Source organism: Nocardia sp. NPDC046763 (assembly GCF_040645495.1).
Taxonomy (GTDB): domain Bacteria; phylum Actinomycetota; class Actinomycetes; order Mycobacteriales; family Mycobacteriaceae; genus Nocardia.
Genome location: NZ_JBEYYI010000013.1, coordinates 39,232 through 64,376, shown reverse-complemented (window position 1 = coordinate 64,376; position 25,145 = coordinate 39,232). Strand labels below are relative to the sequence as shown.

Sequence of the window (25,145 nt, the reverse complement as noted above, 5' to 3'; positions counted from 1 at the left end):
ATGCCGCGAATCTCGATTTCCACCAGTCAGAATGATCATCGGTACCCAGTGGTCCCATGCTTGTGCCAACGAAGAATGTCCGTTTGCCCTGAGAGCGGCATCGAACAGGGTGGCGGGCCAAGGCTAGGAGAGGGTCGAAACTCGATGATGAGCAGAAGTTCCCTCGGCTTGGCGGCGCGATCGGCGGTCATCGCCGGTGTGGCGGTCGCAGGATTCGCGGCGGCGCCCGCGCAAGCCGAACCATTGTGGCCCGGTGGTCCGGACGTTCCCGGTGTTCCGGCGATCGTCCCCGGCATCGCACCCAGCGATGTCAACGCGCCGTGCCAGACGGCGGGTGCTCGCGCCTGCCTCAAGCTCGGCAGCAACGAAGCATGGCTGATGGACAACGGCAAGGTCGTCTTCGGCCCCACGCCCATCTCACACGGCATGCCCGGATTCGAGACGCCGCCGGGCGTGTTCCACGTGTCGTTCAAGGAGCCGTTCCACTGGAGCACCATGCACAACGCTCCGATGGAATACGCGGTGTTCTTCAACGGGGACATCGCCTTCCACATCGGACCGGTGGACAAGAAGTCGCACGGCTGCATCCGCATGACGCCGGACGGGGCGCGCGAGTTCTTCAACTACCTGAACCCGGGTGACATCGTCGAGGTCGTGCCGTAACGGCGACGGGAATGCGTGTGCGAGCCCCCTCCGGCGCCTGTCCGGAGGGGGCTCGCTCATGTCCGGGTCGCGCCGGACATGAGCGCGGCTAGGCCGGGCAGTTGTGGTACGAGGTCACCAGCCAGCGGCCGTCGCGCTGGATCAGGGCCCAGGTGGCCACGATCCAGCCGTCGGCCGGTGGCTCGGTCTCACCCGCCATCACCACCGCGCTGCGGCTGACCACGATGGCGGTGCCGGGGGTCGGGAACCGGACCAGCTGCGGTTCGTCGACGGTGTGCGAATCCCGCAGCGGGCCTGCGAAACCGGCGGCCATGGAGGTCCGGACCGCCTCGCGGCCCACGTTCACCACGCCCCGCACGACGGAGGTGGCGTCGGGGTCGTAGTCGGCGACGAGGGCGTCGGCGTCATTGGCGGCCCAGGCGCGGTAGAGGTTGGTCAGGACGTCGAGGACGGCCTCGCGGTCGGTCTGTACGGCGGTGTCGGTCATGTTTCCTCCTCGGATCGCGGCCGCGGTGAGCGGCTCACGAGTACCTACCGGCGGGCCGTGCCCGATTCATCGCTCCGGGTGTACAAAGTTCGGCAGGGCCTGGATTCGAGGAGTAAGAGCATGGCGAACGTGGACTTCGAGGCGGACAGCGGCCGCTACCGACGGGAATTGCTCGCGCATTGCTATCGCATGCTCGGGTCGGTGCAGGACGCCGAGGATCTGGTGCAGGAGACCTACCTGCGGGCCTGGCGGGCACGCGACAGCTACGACGAGAAGCGGGCCGGGATGCGGACCTGGCTGTACCGCATCGCGACCAACGCCTGCCTGACCGCGCTCGAACAGCGCGGGCGGCGGCCCATGCCCTCCGGACTCGGCCACGAACCCGGTGACGATCCGCGCGAGGCACTGGTGCACGGCGGGGAAATCCCTTGGCTGCAACCGATTCCGGACGCGCTGCTCGGCGATCCGTCGGAAGCCGCGGTGGCCCAGGGCAGTCTGCGGCTGGCGTTGGTCGCGGCCATGCAGCAGCTGCCCGCCCGGCAGCGGGCGGTGCTGGTGCTGCGCGAGGTGCTCGACTGGCCGGCCGTCGAGGTGGCGCGGGCGCTGGACATGACCCCGGCGGCGGTCAACAGCGCGCTGCAGCGGGCTCGGAAAACGCTGAGCCAGAGCGGTATTCGCGAGGACGATGTGTCCGAGAGCGCTGAGCAGCGTGCCGTCGTCGACAGCTATGTCGCCGCCTTCCGCGATGCCGATCTGGCGGCGCTGGAGAAGCTGCTGTCCGACGACGTGATCATGGAGATGCCGCCCATGCTCAATTGGTACGTCGGGCGCGCGGACTACATCGGGTTCATGGCGCGCGTCTTCGACATCAACGGCAGCGATTGGCGTCTGGTGCCGATCGGGGCCAATGGTCAGCCGGCACTGGCGGCCTATGTCCGCGACGGCGACGGGTACGCCCTGCACACCCTGCAGATCATCACGATTCGCGACGGCCTGGTCACCAACCTGATCGCCTACCAGGTCGAGGAGATCTTCCGGCTCTTCGAGCTGCCGGCCCGATTGCCCTGAGCCTCAGTCGTTGTCACCGGACGATGCCAGCAGGCCGTGGTCGTGGGCGAAGGCCGCGGCCTCGGTCCGGCTGGCCACGCCGAGCTTGGTGAGAATCCTGGAGACGTGCACGCCGGCGGTGTTGGCGCTGATGAACAGCTCGGCCGCCAGGCCGCGATTGCTCATGCCCTTGGCGACCAGCCGCAGCACATCCAGCTCGCGCGGAGTCAGGCCGTGCCGGCCGGACATGGTGCCGCCCTGCGGTTTCGGCACCTCCGCCGTGCGCCCGGCGGTGAGGCGGGCCCGGTCGGCCAGCCGTGCGGCCGCCTCCTGCAGCGGCAGCGCGCCCAGCCGGGCGGCGATCTCGGCGGCTTCGCGCACGGCGGGGTCCGCGGCCGCTCGATTCCCTTCGGCCGCATACGATTCCGCCGCGTCCAGGAGCGCGGCGGCGATCTCGTGCGGCCGCTCGACGGCGCGCCAGGCGGCGACCGCCTCCGACCAGCGTGCCGCCGAACCGGCCAGCCGCGCGGTGAAGACGGCGCGATAGGCGGCATCGACCGGCGACATCGCGGGCAGCGTGTCGCCCAGGGCGAGCAGTTCCGCGGGCGCTGCGGCGGTTCGAGCGGCCAGCACCACCAGCGGCCACGCGTCGTGCGGATGCGCGAACAGGGTTGCGACACCGTCCCCTTCGGCGAGCGCGCCGGCCAGCACCGCCGCCGACCCCGTCTCGTCGCCCGCCGCCAGGCCCACGGCGCAGTTCAACGCGGCGAGTTCGAGCCGATACTGCGCTGCCCACCGGCTGTCACCGAGCAACCGCCCGGCCCCGGCCGCCGCCTCCCGCGCAGCGCCGATGTTCCCTTCCGCCAAGGAGATTCGCGCGAGACACAGGGTCAGCGCCGCCCGGCTGAGCGGCGGCAACCGGTCGAACTGTGTCTCGTCGACCACGGCCCGGGCCTCGTCCCATCGGCCGAGCGCGGCGAGCGCCTGCGCCCATTTGACGAACAGGATCGGCGCGGACTCGGAGAACCGGAACGACTCGTGCGCGGCCCGCAGTCCCTGCCGGACGGCGGCGATGGCGGCTTCGTACCGCCCGGCCGCGACCAGCACCGCCGATTCCCAGGTGGCGACATCCACCACGATCCGCGCGTCCCCGGCCGCGGCGGCCGCCCGGTGGGCTTCGGCGAAATGATTCAGCGCCCAGTCGGTTTCGTTCGAGGCCGCCGATTCCGGCCCGGATGAACCATCCCCCGCCACCTCCGCCGCGGCGGCCCCCGCCAGCCCGAGATGGGCGTGCGCCCGCGCCACGAGGGCGTCCGCTCCCAGTCGCTGGGCAATAACCAGCGCCGCACGGGCGTCCGCCGCCGACCCGGCCGCGTCCCCTCGGAAGATTCGCGCGGAGGCCGATTGCACCAGCGCCTCCGCCCGTTCCGCACCGGCGCCCGCCACCGGCAGCAGCTCCAGCGCGCGCGCCAGATCCGTGCCCGGTCCGGCCCCGGTGGTCCCGCGCAGGTACGCCCGCCGCCGATACATCCGCGCCACCCGCTCGACCTCGCACCGGTCGGCGTCCGCATCGGCCGCGCGCTCGCCGTCGTCCCGGCCGGCCGCGCGGCGGCGCGACCTCGATTCGGTACCGCCGGTGGCGGACTCGGCCGGCGCGATGTCGCCGACCGGGTCGAGCAGGGCCAGTGCCGCGTCGGCGGCGGCGATGCCACGCTCGGTCGCGCCACAGGCGACCGCGACATCGACGATCTGTTCCAGGACAGCCAGTTTCGTGGTGGGCAGGATATGTTCGGCATCGGGCATCCGGTCCCACAGGACGAGGATCTGTTCGAGGAGCCGGAGGCGTTCCGGGTGGGTGGCGGGGACGGCGGTGGCGGCCGACCAGTATGCGCGCAGGGCCTGCTCCAGGTCCCCGGCGGCGCGGGCGTGGCGGGCCAGGTCGGCACGGGATTCGGCGTCGAGGGCCTCGCCGCGGGCGCGCAGCACCGCGGCCGCGCGGGCGTGCAGGCGGGTGCGCTCGCCGGGCAGCAGCCGGTTGTAGATGGCCTGGCAGATGAGGCCGTGTCGGAATTCGTAGCCGGACTCGGTGGTGTGCAGCAGGCGGCGGTCGACCAATTCCCGTAGGGCACGGTGTAGTTCGTCCGGGGGTAGGTCGACGGTGGCGTCCAGCAGTTCGTGGTGGATCGGGGAGCCGAGGACGGCGGCCTGGGGAACCACGGCGAGAGCGTCTGCGGAGAGCCCGGATTGGAAGCCGAGCAGCAGGTCGGTCAGGTCGGCGGGCAGCTGGTCGGGGCACTGGCCGAGCGCCTCGACGAACAGCGGATTGCCGCCGCTGCGTTCGAAAACCCTGGTGATGAGCCCGGGCTCGGGCTCACGGGCGAGCAGGGCGGCGAGCTGACGCCCTACCTCGTGACGGGTCAGCGGGTGCAGTTCCAGCACCCGCACACCCGGATTGCGGCGCAGTTCGGCGACCAGACCGCGCAGCGGTCCGGCCTCGCCGGGACGGTAGGTACCGACCAGCAGTGCGTCCGCGTCGGCGAGATTGGCGGACAGGAAGGTGAGCAGTTCGCGGCTGGCGTCGTCGGCCCAGTGCAGGTCCTCGAGGACGAGGACCACCGGCCGGGTCATGGCCAGTTGCTCCAGCAGCGTGAGGATTTCGCCGAACAGCCGAATCCGGTCGGCCTCCGGGGCCGCGCCGCCGGTGTGGACGGCCAACTGCGGCAGCCAGTTCGCCAGCGCCGGATGCGGCGGCAGTAGCGTGGCCACCGCCTCGCCGCCGAGCTGCCGCACCAGTCCGCGCAGCACCGCGAGGAACGGCGCATAGGCCACGCCACCGGTCCCCAGCTCCGGGCAGCGACCGAGCAGCACCAGCGCCTCGGCGGCCAGCCGCTCGGCGAACTCGCCCACCAGCCGGGATTTCCCGATGCCGGCCTCCCCGGCGATCAGCACGGTCTGCGCGCCTGGGTCACCTACCGCCTCGACCAGCGCGGACACCTCTGCCGCCCGCCCAACCAGGACACTGCTGCCGGGAAAACTCACCACTCCATGATCATGCCGCGACACGCACAATTCGCCCACTCGACAGGCCATTTCGCACCCCCTTTCACAGCTTAGCCGGACTAATAGTGCACGCGGCGCAATCGCCTGAGTTATCGGTATGCGGATGGGCGGGAATGACGGTTGCGGACCCGACACGGGTGTCGGTGCACGGAACGCCGACGCCTGGATGGGATATGGCTTCCCCGCCGACGAGCCGGCCCGCTCCGATCAGGGGGCGGCCAGGAATCCCTCGACGGTCCGGCGCACTTTCGAGACCGCACTGTCGTCCCCCAGGCGCAGTGCTGTATTCGCCGCTCTCAGTACCGCGTCGAGCTGGAAAGCCGCCAGATCGGTCTCCAGATCGGCGATTTCGCCGTGGTCGCGGGCGTAGGCCAGCTCACCGGCGAGCAGGTCGATCCAGTCCTGCTGATCGGCCACCAGCGCGTCGCGCACCGGCCCGGGGCGGCTGTCGAATTCGGCCAGGTTCGCGGACTGGAAGCAGCCGCCCTCGAAGCGGGGACCGGCCGCGTAGTCGATCCACTGCTCGATCAGGGCCCGGAGGCGTTCGGCGCCACGGGGTTTCGCCAGGGCGGGCCGGGTGACGGTGTCGACGAAGACAGTACGAAAGTAGTCGATGGTGGCGAGCTGCAGGGCTTCCTTGGTGCGGAACAGGGTTTGGATGCCCGCCTTGCTCAGGCCGGTGTCGGTGGCCAGGCGACCGAAGCTCAAGCCCTCCAGGCTGTCCAGCGAGGCGATGTCCACGGCCCGGCCGAGCACCACCTTGCGGGTGCGCGAGCCGCGCAGCAGTCGCTTGTCGGTGATCTCGGTGGCGTCCGCTGCCCGAACCGGGTCTTCCATACGGCCGATCGTACTCCTGACCCCGTACCGGAAATTGTCGTGGCAATGGGCCGTGCGCGGCGGAAGCGGTCAATCGATATTGCCGCGCCAGGTGACCCACGCTACAGTTACGGGCCAGTAGGAACGTTGGCGTTCCCAGAAAGCTGTGGAGGATTCGCGCATGATCAAGGCAACGCAACCCCTCACGGCCGCACCGATTTCCGGACCGCTGCGCGATGCGCGCGGCCTGTCCGCCGCCCTGGTCGCGCACTTCGCCGAACATGTGGCCCGCTGCGGCACCCTGCCCGGGGACGCGCTGCGCGGGGAGGTCACCGCCGTCACCCGCACCTGCCTGGAACTAGCGGCCGGGGTGCTGGAGGGCCGTGACGTGAGCGCCAAAGTCGAACGGCTGCAGCGCGCGGGCGCGGACTGGGCGCGCGAGGGCATCCCCATCGGGACCATCCACCGGGCGGTGCACGACGGCTTCGCCCTGGGTTTCGATCTCATCGTGGACGCCACCGGGCCCGAGGACTACGCCCGGCTCGCGGTCACCGCGCGCCGGCTGTTCGAGGTGCTGGCCATCGTGGATTCAGCGTTCGCGGTGTCCTATGTGCGCGAGCACCGGGCGGTGGTGGCCGAGCATCACACCGCGGTGCACACGGTGGCGTCGGCATTGCTGGCCGGGCATTCCGCCTCGACCATGGCCCGCGCCGGCGGCATCGAGATCGACGAGTCGTATTACGTGCTGGCACTGAGCATTCCGCCGCATCCGGGCGAGGACGATCCCCGGGTGGACGGCGAGGTGGTGGCCCGGCGCAAGCTGCGGCGGGTCCAGTCCGAGCTGGCCCGCGGCGGTCGGGGCCGGGCGCTGTCGCTGCTCAGCGCCGACGGCGGCACGGTGCTGCTGCCCGCGGCCGAGGTGACGCCCGCCGAACTCGGCGACCTGGTCGACGGATTGTCCACGGCCGCACAGGTTCCGGTGACCGCCACCGTCATTCACGCCGAGACGCACCGCATTCCGGAGGCCGCCGAGCAGGCGCACGAGCTGCTGGACATGGTGCACCGCCTGGAGTGCTCGCCCGGCCTGCACCGCTTCGACGACCTGGCCATGGAATACCAGCTGACCCGGCCGGGCCCGGCCCGCGAATACCTCGGCACCCTGCTAGATCCGCTGGACGCCTACCCGGAACTGCTGGAAACCCTGCGCCGCCATATCGGTAACGACCTGAGCCGACGGCATACGGCGCGCGTGCTGGGCGTGCACACCAATACCGTCGACAATCGGCTCAAACGGATCGGGCAGCTCACCGGATTCGATCCGGCCCAGCCGTCCGGGCTGTGGTACCTGCGGTCCGCGCTCGTGGCGCGCAGCTATCGGAAGTCCGAGCGGGTCCGGATCGGGCGGCCGGACACCATGGTCGCCAGCAGCGCGGCGAAGTGACGGTGCTCGGACAGGGCGCGCCGCGAGGCGGCCACCGACCAGACGGTGCGCACCTCCGACGGGGGCAGCGGGCGGTCGGCCAGGCGGTCGGCCAGCCAGTCGACCATCACCGGAATCGCGATGAACTGCAACGGAAGATGCGTGCTGAGCCGGTCGCGCAGATAGTGGACGTGGGCGCCGCGGGCGTGATAGCGCCGCACGTGCGCATCGACATCGGCGACCGCGATCACCTCGTCATTGACGCCCTGGACCACGAACAGCGGCATGGCAGGAGCCTGCGCGCCCGGCTGGATGTCGTCGAGCACCGCCCGCATCTCGGGCCGGGTCAGCAGGGCGCCGAGGCCACCTTTGATGTGCCGGTTGGCATTTCGTCCCGCATAGCGGGCCAGCAGCGGGAAGGTCGCGATCGATTCGGCGCGGTCGAGCAGTTCGAGGTACTCCGCCGACACCAGGCCCTGCACGCAGCCGTCCAGTTCCGGATAGGCGCGGCGCAGCCCGGAAGTGAACACCATCGCGAATCCCGCGAAGGGAGAACCGTTCAGGCGCACGAAGGCCGAGGCCGGATCGCCCACGGGTGAGCCCGCGACCGCGCCCACGATGTCGAGTTCGGGGGAGTAGCTCGCGGCGAGTTCGGCCGCCCACACCGTGGCCAGACCGCCACCGGAGTAGCCCCACAGGCCGATTCGGGTGCGCGAATGCAGGCCCAGCGGTTCGAAACGCAAGGCGGCGCGCAGGCCGTCGAGGGTACGGTGGCCGGGCTCACGGGCCGCGCCGAAGTGGCCGTTGATGCCCTCGTGATCGGGCACCGAGACCGCCCAGCCGCGGGCCAGTGCGGCGGCGATGAGCGGGAACTCCACCTGCGGGATGGCGCCCAGCGCGCGGGCGCGGTGCTGTAAAGCGTAGGAGGGGAAGCATTTCGGCGCGACCGCGTCGATCGCGCACTGGAACGACACCAGCGGGCGATCCGCGGACGGTTCCGCGTCCCAGGGCAGCAGGACGGTGGTGACCGTCGCCTCCGGCCGGCCGTTGAGATCGGTGCTGCGGTACAGCAATTGCCAGGCTCGGACGCGCTGCGGAATGCGCCCGAACAGGCCGAGCCGCACCGGTCGCGACCGCAGGATCGTGCCCGGCGCAACCGATCCCGGGTCGATCGGCGAACGGTAGAACGGATCCTCCCCGGGTAGCAGGGGATGTCCGCGCGGCGGGTCGGATTCCACTGCGAAACTCCCGGTTTCGACAGCATCGCCGATCGTCATCGTGGTCCTTTCGGAGAGAAGCCAGGGGGCCGGGGCAACTCCCCGGCCTCCCTCGTGCTGGTGATTCGGGAGCGAGAGCCCCCGGACGTCGCTCAGATGTGCCCGCTGCCGCCGATCATCCAGGGGTTGAACGTGCAGACGAGGTCGGGGTGGGCGGCCGGGTCCAGGGCGTGCAGCGCGATGGAGGCCGCCCGGGGCGAGTACATGATGGTGAGGTGATCGGAGAGGTCCTCGGGGCAATCCTGTTGCAGCGTGATGTTTTCCACGGAGGCGTCGGGGCCCGGGGTGAGGAAGGTCCACTCGTAGGGGTTGGAGATCTCGTCGTGGGTGGTGCCGACGGCGGTGTAGGCCACGCCGGGCACGGTGTCGCCGTCGGCATTCAGCTTGGCATAGAACGGCGAGCCGAGGACCTGCTCGGTATTGGCCTGGCCGATCAGCGGCTCGTAGAAGCCGAGGATGTTCAGGCCGAGATCGGTGATGATGCGCCCGAGGGTGGCGATGCCGAGCAGCGAGGTGCCGTGGGTGGTCGCACCGAAGCTGATGACCTTGCCCACTTTCCCGCTGCCGCCTTCGAATTTCAGGTACTGGGTGGTGACCGGCCCGCCCTGGGAGTGGGCGATCACATCGACCGCGGGCGCGCCGGTGGCGGCCAGCACCCGATCGACGAACTGACCGAGTTGCCGGGCGGAGTCCTCCAGCGGCCCGACACCGTAGCGGCCCGGCAGGATCGGCCCGACACCGCCGCCGCCCAGCGGCGTCTCACGGCCGAAATTGAAGGCGAAGACACAGAATCCGGCGCCGGCGACCTGCGGGGCCAGGAACGAGAAGCTGTCGTAGGTATTGAGCCAGGTGCCGTGCACCAGCACCACGGGGTTGGGGTGCTCCGGGCTCGGTTTGCAGTCCCAGTCATTGGATCCGGGCGGCGCGGCATCCGGGTGGGTCAGGCCGTAGCCGAAAGCGGCCAGGAAGGACGACATCTCCGGGCCCACGCCGACGGTGTCGGAGGCGGCGCTGACCGTCGCCGAGCCGGAACTGCTGCCGGAGTCGGCGATGGAATCCGACTCGGAGCGCGCCACGCCGGTCGAGAACGCGACCGCGAAGGCGGTGGCACTGGCGAATACGGCGCTGCCGAGGGTACGGATGGTCGGCCTCATGAAATCTCCTACTGCGTCCGGCGAATCCGACCGAACGCGTCGAATCCGATTGCGACCGTAGGAGCGTGCTGTGGCCCGTGTCACGGGCGCTGTGCCAGGTGACAGCGCGGCCCGGCGTGGATGCCGGGCGATTGTGGCGACCAACAGCCGTCAGGGGGCGGGTGTGCTCACGATGGCCATGGCCGTGCGGGTGAACAACGGCGCCAGTTCGGGCAGCGCCTGGGCGCCCTTGGTGTGCAGGCAGGCGCGCACCCGGTCGTCGATGCCGCCGAGCAGCATGTCGACCAGCTGTCGATCGGGTTCGGCGGTCAGATCGCCGTCGCGCACGCCGACCCGGGCCACCGCCATGATGTAGTCCGCGAATCGCTCGTGGACGCGCAGCCGGTGTTCCACCAATCCAGGTCCGGCCGCGAGAGTTTCGACATACAGCGCGCGGGCCGCACCGGGCTGCACGGACAGCACGCCGAGATAGATCTCGAAGGAAATCCGCACCCGGTCGGCGAAATTCACGCCTTCGAGACCGGTGACTGTTTCCTGCAACTGTTCCAGGGCGGCACCGACCGCGAGATCGTATGCGGCGGCGAAACATTCGTCCTTCCCGCCGAATACCGCATAGAAGGTGCGGCGCGCCACCTGCGCCCGGGTCACGATATCGGCGACCGTGGTGGCCGCGAAGCCGAGCTCCCCCACCGCCTCCAGCACGGCGGTGCACAGGCGCCGGTACTGCGAGGCCTCCACCTGTTCGCGGGTCAGCCCGTGCCGGCCACGCGGCAGCGGTCCCGGTTCACCGATGGTTTCCACACTCACGTCCCCAGAATAGGTTTCCACGTCACCGAGCGACCAACGGTCCGGCCAATACCAGGGCGGTTCATCCGCTGATTCCTGTCCGGCCACCGTCGTCACGCCTTCCTGTTCGAGCAATTCGATCATGGTCGCGTCGTCGGCGTACTCGCCGATGACGCCGATCAATTCGTCCGCATGGCTCACCGCCACGAGCTGGGCGTTCGCGGCGCGGGCGATGAGCCGGCCCAGCGGGGCGAGCAGGTCCGGATGCAGGCTGGTCTCGGGCTCGTCGAGCACCAGCAGCTGCGGCGGGCGCGGCGACGGCGGCGGCGTACCCGAAGTCCTCGCCCGCGAAGCCGACCCGGAGTAAGAGCGGGATGTTCTGGCCGGAGCGGCCGGGTCCGGCGAAGATGGTCGATTCGAGCCCGCCCTCGCGGGCCAGGCCGGCGACCGCGCTGTTGCGGGCGAAGTCGGCGAGCAGACGCAGGATGCGGTAGAGGCTAGATTTGCCACCGCCATTGGCACCGGTGATCACGTTCATGCGACCGAGGGGCACCCGCAGTTTGCGCAGGGACCGGTAGTTCTCCACGGCCAACGTGGTCAGCATGGGGTCCAGCGTATTAGATACCAACCGGTCTCATCAGTTGGTGAGTCCGGCCCGCCACTCCCGATAGGCCGACCGTGAGCACACCGCGCAGGGACGATAGCCGGCCGCGACGGCGGTGGCCTCGTCCGCGAAGAAGACGCGGTGGGCGGTGTAGCCGCCGCGGGCGAGGGCACGCAGCGCGGCCGGACAGTCCAGGCGGCCGTAGATCTTCAGGCGGCGATGGCCGCCGAGGACGCCGGGTGTCCGGCTGGCATACGGGCGGCCGTCCGCGCCGAGCAGGGTATACGCCATCACCCTCCCTCTCAGGCGTCGTGGAAGACCAGGCCCAGGGTGTGGCGCCGACCGGACCGCACCAGGCTCACCCCGTGCCGCATGGGCGCGGCCGACCAGCCGCGCGTGCCGCGCACCGGGCGATCCCGGGTGGTGAAGATCAAGCCATGGCCTTGCGGGAGCGCCATGGCCGCGCCGCGGGATTGCGCGCGCGGGCGCTGCTCGACCATGAGGAATTCACCACCGGTGTAGTCCGCACCCGGTGCGTCCAGGCCGATCACGACCTGGAGCGGAAACACCATGTCGCCGAACAGGTCCCGGTGCAGGGCATTCCAGTCGCCGGGACCGTAGCGCAGCAGGATCTGTGCGCCCTTCACCTGGCCGGCTCGATGACACTGGGCGATCCACTCGTCCAAGCGTTCCGGCCAGGTGCCGGGCCGGCCCAGCCGGGCGGCCCAATCCCGGGCAATGGGAAGCAGTTTCGGATAGAGCGCCGATCGCAGTTCGGCCACGATCTCGGGGAGGTCGTGGGTGAAGTAGCGGTATTCGCCCGAGCCGAAACGGTGGCGGGCCATGTCGACCGTCGAGCGGAAGTGCTCCTCTTCGTCGTAAAGCCCTGCGAGGGTCCGGCAGTCGGCGGCGGTGAGCAGCGGACCGGTGAGCGCGTGGCCGTGGTCGTCGAGCTCGCCGGCCAGGGCCGCCCATTCCTGCTGGGCGACCCGGCCGGCCCACACCGAGCCGATGGCAGCGGTGGTCATGCGGCCCGCTCGAGGTCCAGCAGTTGCTGCTTGCGCTCCACTCCCCCGGCGTAGCCGGTGAGCGAGCCGTCGGACCCGATCACGCGATGGCAGGGTCGCACGATCAGCAGCGGATTCGCGCCGATGGCCGAACCCACCGCACGCACGGCTGCTCTCGGCGCGCCGATGCGCGCCGCGATCTCCCCATAGGTGGTGGTGGTCCCGTAGGGGATCTCTTCCAGCGCACTCCACACGCGCCGCTGGAAATCGGTTCCGGCGCTGCCGAATCGGAGATCGAACTCGCTCCGCTCCCCGGCGAAGTAGGCGGTCAGCTGCCCCACCACCTCGGCAAAGGCTTCGGCGTCCGCAGTCCACTCCCCCTCCACCAGAATGCTCTTGCTCCCGGCCATCGACACCGCGGTCAGTTCCACCGAGTCGCCCCGCAGCTCCCCCACCAGCAGCAGTTCCCCGACCGGACTGGCCATCGTGGTGTACACGCGCATCGCTTCCTCCTTCATCATCTTCTCTCTTCTTCACCTACTCTGACCCAGCCGATCCCCGATAACCGGCGGGAATCAGCCATCGCGTTTGGCGGCATTCGGACAGACGACAGTCGAGCCCGGGGCCCGTGCAGGAGCCTCGGTCGGGCCGTCGAGCCGGAGGCCGGCTTCGCCCGGCCGCGCCCTGGCCGCGGAAGCAGATGCGGCGCCGCCGCCGAGCCGAGATGCGTGATGTTCTCTCTCGCCGAGGGCGGCAGCACGGCCGCCGGAAGCGCCGGGAACATTTCTTCAATATTTCCGGTGGGGTGGCGCCGATGCTGAGGGGCATGTTCAGACACGACAGGAATGACACGAACCGGGCGGGTGGCGTCGAGCGGCCGCCATTCGGTATTCGGCTGCTGCACGCCCTGCGCAAGGACCCGGATTGGGAGACGTTGACGGCGGCGGAGTTGGCCGCCCACAGTGAGGCGGCCAATCGTCTCACCGGGTCGCTGGTAGGGCGGGTGATCACCGGGCTTCCGGTGCGCGGCACCACTATTGATTGGGAGGAGGTGGCGCTGGGTGATCGCGTGATCCCGGTCCGGGTGTACCGGCCGTCGGGCGAACGCGCCCGCACGCTGCCACTGGTGGTGCACGTCCACGGTGGCGGGTTCGCGGGGACCGCGGCGCAATGTGATTGGGGGAACAGTCATCTCGCCGCGCGGCTGCCCGCGGTCGTCGTGTCGGTCGAGCATCGCCTGCTCGCGCCGGGGATTCCGCTGTCGGCGGCCGCCGACGACGGCTGGGATGTGCTGTGGCACATCGTGAATCACGCCGGAGAATGGGGAGTCGACCCCGCACGGGTGGCTGTTGCCGGGGAGAGCACCGGCGCATTGGTCACCGCACTGTCCGCGATCCGCGCCAAGGCATCCGGCCTGACCCTGCGGGCACAGGTATTGGTCAACCCCGCGTGCGATGTGACTACGTCGTTCGATGACTATGCGTCGGTCTCCCGGTACGCGGACAGTCCGACGCTCAACCTGCCGAAGCTGAACCTGTTCCGGCAGTTGGCCGTACCGCCCGGCTCCGATCCGCGTGCGGTGTCGCCGATGTATGCCGACGACCTCGGTGGGCTGGCCCCGGCGCTGGTGGTGGTGCCGACCCTCGACCCGCTGGCAGACCAGGGCCGCCGCTATGCCGAGCGGCTGCGCGAGTCCGGTACGCCCGCACAGCTTTCCGAGTACCCTGGCGCGCCACACGCGTTCATCACGCTGCCCGGCCTGGCGCCACAGGCCAGAGCGGCGCGCGCGGAGATCACCGGCTTCCTCCGCGACCGGCTGATCGGATCGCGGGCCGCGGATTCGGTACGGGCGGACGCACGATGACCACCAGGGCGCCGGAGCTGCGCCGTCGTCGGGGCGATTATGGCGTCGACGGGGATTTCGCCGTGGTCCCGGCGCGCTGGCAGGCGGTGATCGCCGCCGCGATCATCACCGCGCTGACCGCCTCGGCCGTGCGCGAAGCTGTGAGCAGCGCTCCCGTCGGCGCTGTCGCCACCGGCCTCCTCGCGCTCGGGTCTGCACTGTTCGTGGGCTCCTACCTGTACACGACGCTGGCCGGCAAGTTTCAGGTGTGGGCCGGGATTTTCGGCGACCTCGGACTGCGCGGCGACGAGCGCGCGCTGGATCTGGGTTGCGGTCGTGGGGCGGTGCTGCTGATGGCCGCGGAACTGCTGCCGCGCGGGCGGTCGGTCGGTATCGACCTGTGGCACGCGGATCAGACCGGCAACAGCCCCGAGGCCACGCGCCGCAATGCCGAGTGTGAAGGGGTGGCGGATCGGGTCGAGGTGAAAACCGGTGACATCACGCGATTGCCGTTCGCCGACAACACCTTCGACCTGGTGTTCAGCAATCTGGTGATCCACAACATCCCGGTCGCCGCCGGGCGGATGGCCGCCATCGACGAGGCCGTACGTGTACTGCGGCCCGGCGGACGGCTCGTCATCGCCGATCTCCTGGCCACACACCGATACCGTGCCCGCCTGCTCGAACTCGGGTTGACCGAGGTGCGGCGTCGCAATCTCGGGTGGCGCATGTGGTGGGGCGGGCCCTTCTTCCCGACCCGGCTCGTCACGGCGACCAAGCCGATCTGAGCCATCGCGAAGGCTTCGAACAACCCGAAAACTCAACAGGCAAACTTGCAAGTTTGACTTTGTTTGTGACATTCTGGGCCGGTGAGCGCGAACGGAGAGAACAGGTCGGCCGCAGAGGTGGCCGCCGCCGCGAGCGAGCTGCGGGTGGCGGCGAGCCGGCTGTTGCGGCAGTTGCGGACGGCCCGGGCCGGAATCGAGATGACGCCCTCCCAGGCCGTGGCGCTGAGCCGGCTCGGACACGAGGGGCCGATGTCGGTCGCCGACCTGGCGCGGGCCGAGCGGGTGCGGCCGCAGTCCATGCGCACCACGCTCGCCGTGCTGGAGGAGCGCGGGCTGGTGGCGCGGGCGCCGCATCCGACCGATCAGCGCCAGGTGCTGCTGTCACTGTCCGAGGCGGGGCAGCAGTTGCTGCGGCTGGCGCACGACGCCAAGGAAGACTGGCTGGCCACCGCCATCACGACCAAACTCTCGCCCGGCGAACAGGATTCGCTCATCGCCGCGATCCCGCTACTCGCCCGGCTCACCGAAGACTGACCGGAATCACCACTCCCAGAGAAGGATTGCACCTTGACCGACACCCTGCTCGATCCCAACACCGCTCTGGTCCTCATCGACCTGCAGCGCGGTGTGGTCGCCGCCCCCACCCAGCCCTACCCCGCGAACGAGGTGGTGCGCCGGGGAACCGAGCTGGCCAAGGCCTTCCGCGACAAGGGCCTGCCGGTCGTCCTGGTGCGCGTCACCTTCGCCCCGGACGGCAGCGATATGCCGCCCGGCCGCACCATGCAGCCCACCGGCGCGTTCACCCCGCCGCCCGGCTGGGACGAACTCCTCGACGAACTCGACATCCAGCCCACGGACATCCGGATCACCAAGCGCCAGTGGGGCGCCTTCCACGGCACCGACCTCGACCTGCACCTGCGCCGCCGCGGAATCACCGCCATCGTCCTGGGCGGCATCGCCACCAGCATCGGCGTCGAATCCACCGCCCGCTCCGCCCACGAACACGGCTACCACGTCATCGTCGCCACCGACGCCGCCGCCGACCGCGACCCCGCCGCCCACACCCACTCCGTCGAAAAGATCTTCCCCCGTCTCGGCGTCACCGCCACCACCGAGGAAATCCTGGACGCCGTCACCAAGCTCTGACCGAATCACGATCATGCAGCAACCAAGATCAGGGAGCTCCCACCGCGGAGATCTGTCCGATTTCCCGCGCTGGAAGCTCCCTGATCTTGTTGCCGACTGCGCACGGCGATCCCGGCCTGCCGGTCGATCGGGGCGAAAACGGTTGTCGTAGTGGGTGGATGGGGTGGGGATGTAGTTTCGGGTCATGGGGAGTTCGACCCGTCGGGTGTGTCGAGAACATAAGCATCGGCGTTGGGTTGCGATGTTCGCCGGGCTGCTGGCTGCGTTGTCGGTCGCGGCGTTGGTGCCGGGCTGGTGGTGTGGGCGGGATGCCGATGCGTGGTTCGATGGGGATTCGGGGCGGGTGCGTGGGCTTGCGGAGGAGTTGGTGGCGTTCGAGGATGCCGATGATCATTTGCGGGCGGGCGGCGCGGGTGGGGAGATCACCGGGATGTGGGGGTTGCTTGCGCATCAGATGACCGCGCTGGGATTGGCTCAGGTGTGTCTGGCGCACCCGGAATGGCGGGAACGGTTCGCGCCCATCGCGACTCGTGCGGCAGCGAAGAGCCTGCGACCGGAGATGCGGGACGTGTTCACCGCGACCTGGAACGGCGAGGATGGGCTGGCTGTTCCGGATAGTCCGCACGGGCACGCGTATCTCTCGTATCCCGCTCTCGCGCTCGGGATGGCGCGGCTGGTCGATCCGGCGTTCCCGCCCGGCCTCGCGGCCCAGGATGACGCGCTGGTCGCCTCCTACGAGCGCCGCCTGCTCGCCTCGCCGACCGCATTGCTGGAAACCTTTCCGGGCGAGGCCTATCCCACCGATGTGGCGGCGGTCGCCGCGGCCATCGCGGTACACGGCCGCGCGACCGGCGTCGACCACACGGCGGTCCTCGCCCATTGGGCGCAACAGGTCCGCGCGGTCCAGATCGATCGAGGCACCGGACTGCTGGTGCAGCGCATGGGAGTCGACGCGCATTCGCACGACGCCCCGCGCGCGTCGGGAACCGGATTGGGCGCCTACTTCGCCGGTTTCGCGAACCACGCGCTCGCCGAGGAATTGGCGACCGGACTGTTCCACCAGGAACGGAATATCCTGGGCTTCAGCGCCATCCACGAGTACGGCAAGGGTTCCGACGGCACCGGAGACATCGACAGCGGTCCGGTCATACTCGGAATCTCGGTCTCGGCCACCGGCTTCGCGCTCGCCCCGGCCCACGCCTTCGGCCACCGCGATATCTTCACCCGCCTGTTCCGCACCACCGACCTCGCCGGCCTCCCCCTGCGCAGCGGCAACCGCCTGCGCTTCGCCAACGGCGGCGTGATCGGCAACGCCCTGCTGCTCGCCTTCCTCACCTCCGGCCCGGAGCTCGCCCCATGAGAATTCCCGCCACCGAGCGGCTGCGCGCGGGATGGCGGCTCATCCGGCTCCCGCTGATCCCGATCGTCGTGTACCTCGCCCTGCGCCTCGTCCTGGCAGCACTGTCGGAGCGACACGGATTCGGCTCCCCCGACAGCATGAGCCTGGGCTATCTGGCAGTCGCCGCCACCCTGATGGCGTTGCGCATCGTGCTGCTGGTGATCGTGCCCGCCTACCTCACGTACCGCGTTGTGGCATACGCGGTTACGCGCTTCCTGCGCCGACGCGATTCGCAGAACCAGTCCGAAGCCTCCGACCGGTCACCGGATCCGATCACGGCGGACAACAGCAACCAGCAACAGTGACCGCGATACGAATACCGTCGAGCGGGGGCGACGCTATTCCCGGTGGGCTCGGGACCAGAGAGTCGGCCAGCCGCCCGAGGCCAGCCAGGCGGTGGGGATGAGGAGGCCGTGGTCGGCTATGTGGGACCAGAAGGCTTCGTGATCGGGGCCTGGGTCGGGGGTGCCGAGTTCCAAGGCGGCAGGCCAGGCGGTGAGCCAGGGGCCGTCGGGGGCGGAGAGGGAGGTGGTGGGGTAGCCGGGGACGGTGGTGGCTCGGGGGGCGCTGATCGCGGTCACCGGGGTGTGGTGGGTGGGGGTGCAGGTGGTGGCCAGGATCAGGGGGCAGAGGAGGTCTGGGGTGGGGTGGCGGGTGATGGCATGGGTGAGCGCGGGGTCGCCATGGTGGGCGAGGCGGCCGAGGGCGGCGCGGACGCGCTGGGCGATCAGGTCCATGCTGCGGGCGGTGGCGATGTCGGGTTCTTTCAGCAAGGCGCGCAACCGTTTCGACGGTACGGGTGCATCGGCCGTGACGGTGGGCAGGCGGGGGTAGCGGGTCAGGAGGGCGGCGTCCAGGGATTCGATCGCGGCGGCGAGGGGCCGGCTGCCGCCGGCGGTCCAGAGCGCGGGCAGAGCGGCGGGGTTGGCGTCGAGGAAGGTCACGCACAGGGCGGTGAGCCGGTCGGTGCCCGAACGGCGCAGGGCGGTCAGCGTTCTGGGATCGCCGTCGGTGTCTCCGGCCAGGGCGGCGAGCACGCGCAGGGCGGCTTCCGATTCGACCATCGCCTTGCGGACCGCTTCGTGCAGTGCGGGACCGACCTCGCGGACCGGATCAGGTGCCGAGCGCCGGGCCCGGGCGGGCGGCTCGGCAGCCACCAAGTCCGCCGGATCGGGTTCCGGCTCCTCGACGCGGAGGGTCGCGGCCCAAGCCCGGACCGCCTGCCGCACCGCGGGATCGGCTTCCTGGTTGAACCGTCCGGCGATCTCGCTGACCGCCCACCCGCGGCCGGCGCGGCGCAGTTCGGCATTGACCTGTAGGTGGTCGTGCTCGTCACGCAGGCCGAGCAGGATGCTGCGCCCGCGCACGGCCCGACTTTGATACCACTGTCCCGCAATGCAATTGCCCATCTGGTCCGACCACTCCGCGAGCCGGGTGGCGGTGCGGGCGAGCTGAATCCGCAGCGACGTCCCGGGCAACACGGCACCATCGTGGGCGAGGACCGGTTCGGCGACCTCGAATTCGCTGGTGAGCGCGGCGGCCACGACACCGCTGCCCACCAATCCGGCGCACAGGCGCGCCCAGTCCCGGCACCGCGCGGGGGCCGTTGCCCCGAGGTCGACCAGCTGGGCCGCCCCGGCGACCGCGAGCGGTACGGAGTCCGAGCGCGGTGTCAGCGGATCCGGTTGCGGCGCCGCCGGATTCGTCTCGAATTCGGGCACCCGGTAGTAGTGCGCGGGCACGGCGGCCTCATGCCCGCGCGCCCGGGCGATGGCGTCGGCGAGGTCGGCCAGCCACAGCAGATCGGAGGCATGCTCGACCGCGGCGGGATCCCCGGCCAGCCGGACCGCGAGGCTGGGCTGACCGTGGGTGCGCACCATCGGGTCGACGGGCCAGTCCCGGGGCGGGCGCTGCGCGGTGTAACCGGCGACCGCGCGCCAGGCCCGCAGCGAGCTCGAATCCCAGTGCTCCACCGGGAACGAGCGGGCGGGGATGTCGATGCCGAGCAGCATCCGGCATCGTTCGTCGACCACGATCGCGTACGCCAGCGCGGTCCGCATCCGAGCACGCACGAACCGTTCGTAGGCGGCGTTGCGCGGCTGCTGCTGCCGCAGCCACGCGTCGATCTCGCGAACATGGACAGCGGGCCGCACGGGCAGGGCGTTCGGCTCTCCGGCCGCAGCCTTGGCCGCCTTGATGTCTCGCGAGCTGAGCATCGCGGAGACCACGGCGATCTCCTCGCGCACCCGGTCGATGCCCGCGACCGCCCCGAGTTCGTGCACCGCGACAGCGGCCCGCAGCAGCACGGTGGCCGCCAGCGCGTCCTGGATCATCCGTTCGACGCAATGTTTCCAGAGATTGCGCCAGGTCGGCCGAAATCGAATGGCCGTCGGCAGCGTGAGCGCCCCCGGGGTCGATCCCTGGACGAGTTCGATCAGCTGCTGCTCGGAGAACCGGTCCGAGCGTTCGCGCAGCGACTCCAATCCGCTCAGATCGTGGCTCGCCACCAGCCGTTCGCGCTCGAGCACGGCCCGCTGCCGAGCGCAGACCTGCTCCCACAGATCCAGCACCAGCTCCAGCCGCCGTGGGCGCGAACAGGGTTCGAGGACCCGGCGCAGATTCGCCGCCAGCACCGATGCCGCGCCGTCGGGCACCGGATCGATGCCGTCGGGCGCGCGCAGCTCGAGCACCCGCACCAGTTGCTCGGGTCCGAGCAGATCCGCCGCCGCGGACGCCAATACCACTGCGGCCCAGCGCCCTTCGCCGATGGCCTGCTCGGCGGCCGCGCCCACGGGTTTGGTGGCCGTCACCCCGAACAGCGCGACCAGGGTCGCCGTCCGCTCCCCCAGCCGCCACCCGCCCCCGACCTTCAGCACCCGCAGGGCCGCCAGCACCGCGTCCCGCCGGTCGCCGCCGGCGCCCGCCAGCCGCGCGGATACGAAGCCGTCACCGAGATCGATTCCGGCCCCGGCGATTACGGTGCCGCCGAGCTCGACGAGCCCGGCCAGGTCGGCGCAGGCGATGGCCACATGCGCGGGATCGCTGTCCCGTGCGCCCAGGACCACCGCGGCACCCTCGGGCCCGTCATGGTCGATCGCCTCCCCGGTCTCGACCAGCCAGGCGCGCCGATCGCGTTCCGCGACCACGCCGAAGGCCAACAGCACTGCCAAACCCGAACTCCCACCGATGAATTGCCGCGCCGCCTCGAATCCAACACGGCACACTCCCGCCCCGACCATACGATCGGGGCGGGAGCGCGGCAATCGAGTTTTCCGGCCGTTCACAACCGGCGGGCGTCGATCATCCAGATCTCTATATTGGAGGCTTCGTGGTTGGAGCCGATCCGGCCGATCATGCGCACCAGATCGGTGACATCCTCGGTCCGGGCGAGTAATTCGACTCGCAGGCCGGCAGAGACATCGGTTTCGAAACGCTGTCCGCGATAGCTTTCGACGCGGTTGTCACGGTCGTCCACGCGATAGACCTGGGTGACCACCATGCGCCGCACACCGAAGGCGGCGAGGGCCTGTTTGATCTGATCGAACAGGCCGGGCGGCACCACCAGCGTGAGGAGTTTCGCGTCCGCACCGCCGCCCGGGTCCATATTGTGGTAACCGATCATGCCGCCGAGGTGCAGCGGCGCCGACATCAGGATTCCTTGGCCGGAATCTCCGCTCCGTCCTGCCGCACCGCTGCTTCCGTTCGCGCCGCTTTCCGCACGGACGGTTGCGCGTGGACGAGTGTGTCGTCCGGATACGCCTCTTCCTCGTGTGCTCCGACGTCGCCGGTCTCGAGCACTTCGTCGGGCATGCGCAGGCTCATGAACAGGCTCAGCACCTTCAGAATGACGAAGGTGACCAACGCATCCCAGACGATCACCGTCGCGGCCGCACCCGCCTGCCAGAGCAGCAGTTTCGGATTGTGCCCGTAGAGCCAGCCGCCGTAGGTGGCGTCGGCCGCGCCGCCGGTCCCCAGGTACACCCGGATGTTCGGGTCGGCCAGTACGCCGACCAGCATGCCGCCCGCCAGCCCGGCCACGCCGTGGGTGTGCACCACGCCGAGGGTGTCGTCGACCTTGCGGAACAGCCGGGTGCGTCCGAGCTTGTTCCAGGACAGCCACACCAGGGTGGAGGCGATCAGCCCGATCACCATGGCCCCGAAACTGTTCACGAAACCGGCGGCCGGCGTGATGGCGACCAGGCCGGCGATCATGCCGTTGACCGCGCCGAGGAAGTTGGGCCGCCGCGACGGACCGGCCACCATGTCCCAGATCACCCAGGTCAGCACCGCGACCGCGGTGGCGAGATTCGTATTGATCACCGCGAGCGACGCATCCGCACCCGAGAAGTACGGGTCACCGCCGTTGAAGCCGTTCCAGCCCAGCCACAGGATGCCCGCCCCGGCCGCGGCCATGGGCAGGTTGTTGGGCACCGCTCGTTCCCGGTCGCGGGCCAGCCGCGGGCCGATGACCGCCGCGGCCACGAAGCCCGTGGTGCCCGCGGCGAGGTGAATGACATATCCACCCGAGTAGTCGAGCGCACCCATTTGCGACCACCAGCCGCCGCCCCAGATCAGGAATGCATTGACCGAATACGCCAGCGTCGACCAGAGCGGGACGAAGATCAGCCACACCTTGAAATTGATGCGCCCGATCACGCTGCCCAGGAACAGCAGGGGTGTGATGGCGGCGAACACGAACTGGAAGTAGGCCAGCGTGGTCTGGGAGAATCGGAACTTGGGCATGAGTCCGTCGAGCAACGGAATCACGGCCTGCTCTTGATTATTGGAACTCAGAATTGTGTGTGGCTTGCCGATTGCGGCCCGCAGTATTCCTGGGCCCAGTTTGACGGGCTCGCCGAACCCCATCTTGAAGCCCCACAGCACCCACACCACCAGGACCAGCGAGAATCCGGTGAACGCCATGAGCATGGTATTGACGGCCCATTTGCGTTGCACCAGACCGCCATACAAGATCGCGATACCGGGAATGCTCATCAGGCCGACGAGAGTCGCAGCTACCAACTGCCAGGCGTTGTCGCCGGGATTCAGCCAGTCGGGATACGGTGACATGGTTCAGCGCTACCTCACCGCGGAGCGGGCAGGCACCAGACCCACTCCAGCACTAAATTACGTTGTGACATAAGGTGTCTAAGGTCACATCGGGTGAACCAAGTGTTGTGCCGGAACATTTCCCGGCGATTACACGCGGTTAAATCTGGATTTCATGGTCCGGTCGTGAATGCACGTGCATTCGAAATGATGGACCCGCTCAGCGAATTCCGACCGGTTGGAACTCGATCGACAGGGTGCGATCGCTACCGTACGATCTGGCTACGGGGAGCACCGGCCGGTCGAACGGGGGAAACGGAGTTGAGGAGTCGCTTACCGGCGACCATTCGCAGTCGCTCAGCAGCGACCATTCGCAGTCGCTCAGCAGCGATCACTCGCGGGGCCATGCAGTGGACGCAACGCTTCGCCCGCACCGCGCCCGGCGTCATCGGTGCGGTGGGCGCGGCCCTCGCACTGCTGGCCCTGCTCGGCGGCCTGGTGACCGCGAATCAGCAGAGCACCAAGATCACGCGCCACGACACCGTCCTGGCGCACACCGAACCACTGGCCAATGCCGCGCAACGGCTGTACGTGGCCCTGTCCACCGCCGACGCGGCGGCGTCCACCGCCTACCTCTCCGGCGGCATCGAGTCGCCCGAGGTCCGCATCCGCTACGAGAACGCGCTGACCGACGCGGCCGCCGCGCTCGCGGAGGCCACCACCGGCGCCGCGGACGCCGAGACCCGCACCATCCTGGGCCGCATCTCGGCCGAATTACCCAGTTACACCGGCTATGTCGAGGCGGCGCGGGCCAACAACCGGCAGGGCCTGCCGGTCGGCTCCGCGTATCTGCGGCAGGCGTCGGCGCTCATGCAGGGCTCGATCCTGAAGGACGCGGGCGAACTGGAGCAGATTCGCCTCGCACAGCTGCACCGCGATCAGGGCGCGATCACCGGGCTGCCCTGGTGGAGCGTCGGCGTGCTGGTCCTGCTGCTCGCGGCGTGCGGCTACGGTTCGTGGATTCTGCTGCGGCACACCAACCGCTGGATCAATCCGGGAGTGGTCGCCGCCGGCGGGCTGGCGGTGCTCGCGCTGCTGTGGATCGGCGCCACCACGGCCGCTACCACGGCGGCCATCGACACCGGGGCCACCGCCCGCTTCGAAAAGCTCGCGCAGGCACGGATTCTGGCCCAGCAGGCCCGCACCGAGGAGACGCTGCAACTGATCACCCGCGGCGATCTCACCGCCAGCGAGAAGCGCTTCGCCGACAGCACCACCGAGCTGCGCGCGGATCTGGCCCGGCTGATGAGCACGGATTCGGCGGCGGCGAAGGCGTTCTCGGGGTGGCAGGACGGCCACCAGAAGGAAGTGGCCGCGTATCTGAGCAACAACTATCGCGGCGCGGTCGACCAGTCCATCAAGGCGGACGGCACGGGTTCCGCCGCGCAGTTCACCGCCCTCGACACCGCTTTGCAGACCGAACTCGAGCGCACCCGCCAGGAAGTGCGCGACGATGTGAACACGGCCGGAAATGCCCTCGCTCTGAGCCCGCTGGGCACGCTGGCACTACTGCTGGCGGCGGCGGGCGCCGTCGTGGTCGGGGTGTGGCCGCGGTTGAAGGAGTTCCTGTGAGGACGCGCATGCGGATGCTGCTGCTGGGGGCCGTGGCGCTGCTGGCCGCCGCGTGCGGATCGACGCCGCAGGCCATCCCTTTCCAACTGCCCGCCGACAACCGCCTGCCCCCGGGCGCGGCGGTCCTCACGCCTGGGCCCAGCGAGCGCGGTGACCAATCCTGTAATCCGACCGCGAGCCTGCGGCCGGGCGCGCAACCGCAACCCGGAGCCATGCCCGCCGGTTCGACCATGGCGACCATCGTGGCGGACGGGAAGCTGCGGGTGGGTGTGGACCAGAACCAGACCCAGTTCGGCTATCGCAATCCGGCGACCGGGCAGATCGAGGGCTTCGACATCGACATCGCCCGCGAGATCGCGCGCGACCTGTTCGGCGATCCCGACCGGATCGAGTTGCATCCCACCGAATCCGCCGACCGCTCGCAGGTGCTGATCGACAACAAAGTCGACATGGTGACGCAGACCTTCTCGGCCACCTGCGCACGGCGCAAGCAGATCCAGTTCTCGACGACATATCTGCTGGCCGACCAACGGCTGCTGGTCACCAAGACCTCGGGCATCCACTCGGCCGCAGATCTGGCCGGGAAGAAGGTGTGCGGGGTCTATCGCTCGACCACGCTGGACGCCGTCTTCGCGCTGCCCCAGCATCCGACCGTGATCGGCATGGTGAACTGGCTCGACTGTTTGACCGCGCTGCAGCAGGGCGAGGTGGACGCCGCCAGCACCGACGCGCCGATTCTCGTCGGCCTGAAATTGCAGGACCCCAATCTGGAGCTGGTCGGCGACGCCATGGACACCGACGCGTTCGCCGTCGGAATCCAGCAGCAGGCCACCGATTTCGTACGCTTCGTCAACGGCGTGCTGCAGCGGCTGCGCACCGACGGCACCTGGCAGCGTCTCTACGACCGATGGTTGAGCGGGGTCGGCCCCTCCCCCGGTCCCCCGCCCGCCCGGTACAGCGATTGAGC

At 69.8% G+C, this 25,145-nt stretch carries 23 protein-coding genes and 1 pseudogene; 11 read left to right on the top strand and 13 right to left on the bottom strand.

The genetic code is table 11. The annotated features are described in order from the left end of the window. Nucleotides 1-144: 144 nt before the first annotated feature. Nucleotides 145-663 carry a L,D-transpeptidase gene (locus ABZ909_RS21830; RefSeq protein WP_357002434.1) on the top strand — a complete coding sequence of 173 codons (519 nt, stop codon included), beginning with the start codon at nucleotides 145-147 and terminating at the stop codon, nucleotides 661-663. An 88-nt stretch (nucleotides 664-751) separates the two neighbouring features. Here ABZ909_RS21830 and ABZ909_RS21825 read toward each other — a convergent pair whose 3' ends face one another. After that, complete coding sequence (locus tag ABZ909_RS21825; protein ID WP_357002433.1) at nucleotides 752-1,150, bottom strand: SgcJ/EcaC family oxidoreductase; 399 nt, start codon at nucleotides 1,148-1,150, stop codon at nucleotides 752-754. Between the two features lie 99 nt (nucleotides 1,151-1,249). On the opposite strand from ABZ909_RS21825, the gene ABZ909_RS21820 reads away from it, so the two are divergent. Next, nucleotides 1,250-2,218 carry a sigma-70 family RNA polymerase sigma factor gene (locus ABZ909_RS21820; RefSeq protein WP_357002725.1) on the top strand — a complete coding sequence of 323 codons (969 nt, stop codon included), beginning with the start codon at nucleotides 1,250-1,252 and terminating at the stop codon, nucleotides 2,216-2,218. 3 nt (nucleotides 2,219-2,221) lie between these two features. Here ABZ909_RS21820 and ABZ909_RS21815 read toward each other — a convergent pair whose 3' ends face one another. Then, nucleotides 2,222-5,236, bottom strand: a complete 3,015-nt coding sequence (locus tag ABZ909_RS21815) for an AAA family ATPase (protein WP_357002431.1) — start codon at nucleotides 5,234-5,236, stop codon at nucleotides 2,222-2,224. Between the two features lie 228 nt (nucleotides 5,237-5,464). After that, complete coding sequence (locus tag ABZ909_RS21810; RefSeq protein WP_357002429.1) at nucleotides 5,465-6,094, bottom strand: TetR/AcrR family transcriptional regulator; 630 nt, start codon at nucleotides 6,092-6,094, stop codon at nucleotides 5,465-5,467. A 160-nt stretch (nucleotides 6,095-6,254) separates the two neighbouring features. On the opposite strand from ABZ909_RS21810, the gene ABZ909_RS21805 reads away from it, so the two are divergent. Further along, the gene (locus ABZ909_RS21805; protein WP_357002427.1) at nucleotides 6,255-7,514 is read left to right on the top strand and encodes a helix-turn-helix domain-containing protein; all 1,260 of its coding nucleotides are present in this window, start codon (nucleotides 6,255-6,257) and stop codon (nucleotides 7,512-7,514) included. On the opposite strand, the gene ABZ909_RS21800 is transcribed toward ABZ909_RS21805, so the two are convergent. From ABZ909_RS21800 to ABZ909_RS21770, 7 genes and pseudogenes are all read right to left on the bottom strand, one after another. Next, nucleotides 7,445-8,770 carry a lipase family protein gene (locus tag ABZ909_RS21800; protein ID WP_357002425.1) on the bottom strand — a complete coding sequence of 442 codons (1,326 nt, stop codon included), beginning with the start codon at nucleotides 8,768-8,770 and terminating at the stop codon, nucleotides 7,445-7,447. The two genes, ABZ909_RS21805 and ABZ909_RS21800, sit on opposite strands and share 70 nt — an antisense overlap. A gap of 92 nt (nucleotides 8,771-8,862) precedes the next feature. After that, the gene (locus ABZ909_RS21795) at nucleotides 8,863-9,924 is read right to left on the bottom strand and encodes an alpha/beta fold hydrolase (protein WP_357002423.1); all 1,062 of its coding nucleotides are present in this window, start codon (nucleotides 9,922-9,924) and stop codon (nucleotides 8,863-8,865) included. A gap of 150 nt (nucleotides 9,925-10,074) precedes the next feature. Beyond that, entirely contained in the window at nucleotides 10,075-11,004 is a 930-nt protein-coding gene (locus ABZ909_RS21790; protein WP_357002421.1) for a TetR family transcriptional regulator, read from the bottom strand. A 169-nt stretch (nucleotides 11,005-11,173) separates the two neighbouring features. Beyond that, nucleotides 11,174-11,248, bottom strand: a pseudogene (locus ABZ909_RS21785) (AAA family ATPase); the annotation flags it as partial. A 99-nt stretch (nucleotides 11,249-11,347) separates the two neighbouring features. After that, nucleotides 11,348-11,605, bottom strand: a complete 258-nt coding sequence (locus tag ABZ909_RS21780; RefSeq protein WP_357002419.1) for an Ada metal-binding domain-containing protein — start codon at nucleotides 11,603-11,605, stop codon at nucleotides 11,348-11,350. Between the two features lie 11 nt (nucleotides 11,606-11,616). After that, nucleotides 11,617-12,342: a 2OG-Fe(II) oxygenase gene (locus ABZ909_RS21775; protein ID WP_357002417.1), complete on the bottom strand. Its 726-nt coding sequence runs from the start codon at nucleotides 12,340-12,342 to the stop codon at nucleotides 11,617-11,619. Then, complete coding sequence (locus ABZ909_RS21770) at nucleotides 12,339-12,824, bottom strand: methylated-DNA--[protein]-cysteine S-methyltransferase (RefSeq protein WP_354846282.1); 486 nt, start codon at nucleotides 12,822-12,824, stop codon at nucleotides 12,339-12,341. Before ABZ909_RS21770 ends, ABZ909_RS21775 begins: the two co-directional genes overlap by 4 nt. Before the next feature lie 323 nt (nucleotides 12,825-13,147). Here ABZ909_RS21770 and ABZ909_RS21765 point away from each other — a divergent pair, with 323 nt between their 5' ends. From ABZ909_RS21765 to ABZ909_RS21740, 6 genes are all read left to right on the top strand, one after another. After that, nucleotides 13,148-14,185: an alpha/beta hydrolase gene (locus tag ABZ909_RS21765; protein ID WP_357002415.1), complete on the top strand. Its 1,038-nt coding sequence runs from the start codon at nucleotides 13,148-13,150 to the stop codon at nucleotides 14,183-14,185. A gap of 17 nt (nucleotides 14,186-14,202) precedes the next feature. Continuing rightward, nucleotides 14,203-14,952: a class I SAM-dependent methyltransferase gene (locus ABZ909_RS21760; protein ID WP_357002723.1), complete on the top strand. Its 750-nt coding sequence runs from the start codon at nucleotides 14,203-14,205 to the stop codon at nucleotides 14,950-14,952. 81 nt (nucleotides 14,953-15,033) lie between these two features. Then, nucleotides 15,034-15,486 (top strand): MarR family transcriptional regulator, encoded by a 453-nt coding sequence (locus tag ABZ909_RS21755; protein WP_357002413.1) that lies wholly within the window; start codon nucleotides 15,034-15,036, stop codon nucleotides 15,484-15,486. 33 nt (nucleotides 15,487-15,519) lie between these two features. After that, nucleotides 15,520-16,098, top strand: coding sequence for a hydrolase (locus ABZ909_RS21750; RefSeq protein ID WP_357002411.1), 579 nt, complete (start codon nucleotides 15,520-15,522; stop codon nucleotides 16,096-16,098). A 241-nt stretch (nucleotides 16,099-16,339) separates the two neighbouring features. Then, nucleotides 16,340-17,458, top strand: coding sequence for a hypothetical protein (locus ABZ909_RS21745; RefSeq protein ID WP_357002409.1), 1,119 nt, complete (start codon nucleotides 16,340-16,342; stop codon nucleotides 17,456-17,458). Next, complete coding sequence (locus tag ABZ909_RS21740; RefSeq protein ID WP_357002407.1) at nucleotides 17,455-17,802, top strand: hypothetical protein; 348 nt, start codon at nucleotides 17,455-17,457, stop codon at nucleotides 17,800-17,802. Before ABZ909_RS21745 ends, ABZ909_RS21740 begins: the two co-directional genes overlap by 4 nt. Before the next feature lie 33 nt (nucleotides 17,803-17,835). Here ABZ909_RS21740 and ABZ909_RS21735 read toward each other — a convergent pair whose 3' ends face one another. The 3 genes from ABZ909_RS21735 to ABZ909_RS21725 all read right to left on the bottom strand — a co-directional run bounded on the left by ABZ909_RS21735 (nucleotide 17,836) and on the right by ABZ909_RS21725 (nucleotide 22,567). After that, the gene (locus tag ABZ909_RS21735) at nucleotides 17,836-20,667 is read right to left on the bottom strand and encodes a hypothetical protein (protein ID WP_357002406.1); all 2,832 of its coding nucleotides are present in this window, start codon (nucleotides 20,665-20,667) and stop codon (nucleotides 17,836-17,838) included. Nucleotides 20,668-20,777: 110 nt separating this feature from the next. Beyond that, nucleotides 20,778-21,146 carry a P-II family nitrogen regulator gene (locus tag ABZ909_RS21730; RefSeq protein WP_357002404.1) on the bottom strand — a complete coding sequence of 123 codons (369 nt, stop codon included), beginning with the start codon at nucleotides 21,144-21,146 and terminating at the stop codon, nucleotides 20,778-20,780. Next, entirely contained in the window at nucleotides 21,146-22,567 is a 1,422-nt protein-coding gene (locus tag ABZ909_RS21725) for an ammonium transporter (protein WP_357002402.1), read from the bottom strand. The genes ABZ909_RS21730 and ABZ909_RS21725 overlap by 1 nt, the downstream gene beginning before the upstream one ends. Nucleotides 22,568-22,951: 384 nt before the next feature. On the opposite strand from ABZ909_RS21725, the gene ABZ909_RS21720 reads away from it, so the two are divergent. Both ABZ909_RS21720 and ABZ909_RS21715 read left to right on the top strand, forming a co-directional pair. Further along, on the top strand, nucleotides 22,952-24,178 hold the full coding sequence (locus ABZ909_RS21720) for a hypothetical protein (protein WP_357002400.1): 1,227 nt from the start codon (nucleotides 22,952-22,954) through the stop codon (nucleotides 24,176-24,178). Beyond that, nucleotides 24,175-25,143 (top strand): glutamate ABC transporter substrate-binding protein, encoded by a 969-nt coding sequence (locus ABZ909_RS21715; protein WP_357002398.1) that lies wholly within the window; start codon nucleotides 24,175-24,177, stop codon nucleotides 25,141-25,143. The genes ABZ909_RS21720 and ABZ909_RS21715 overlap by 4 nt, the downstream gene beginning before the upstream one ends. Nucleotides 25,144-25,145 lie beyond the last annotated feature (2 nt).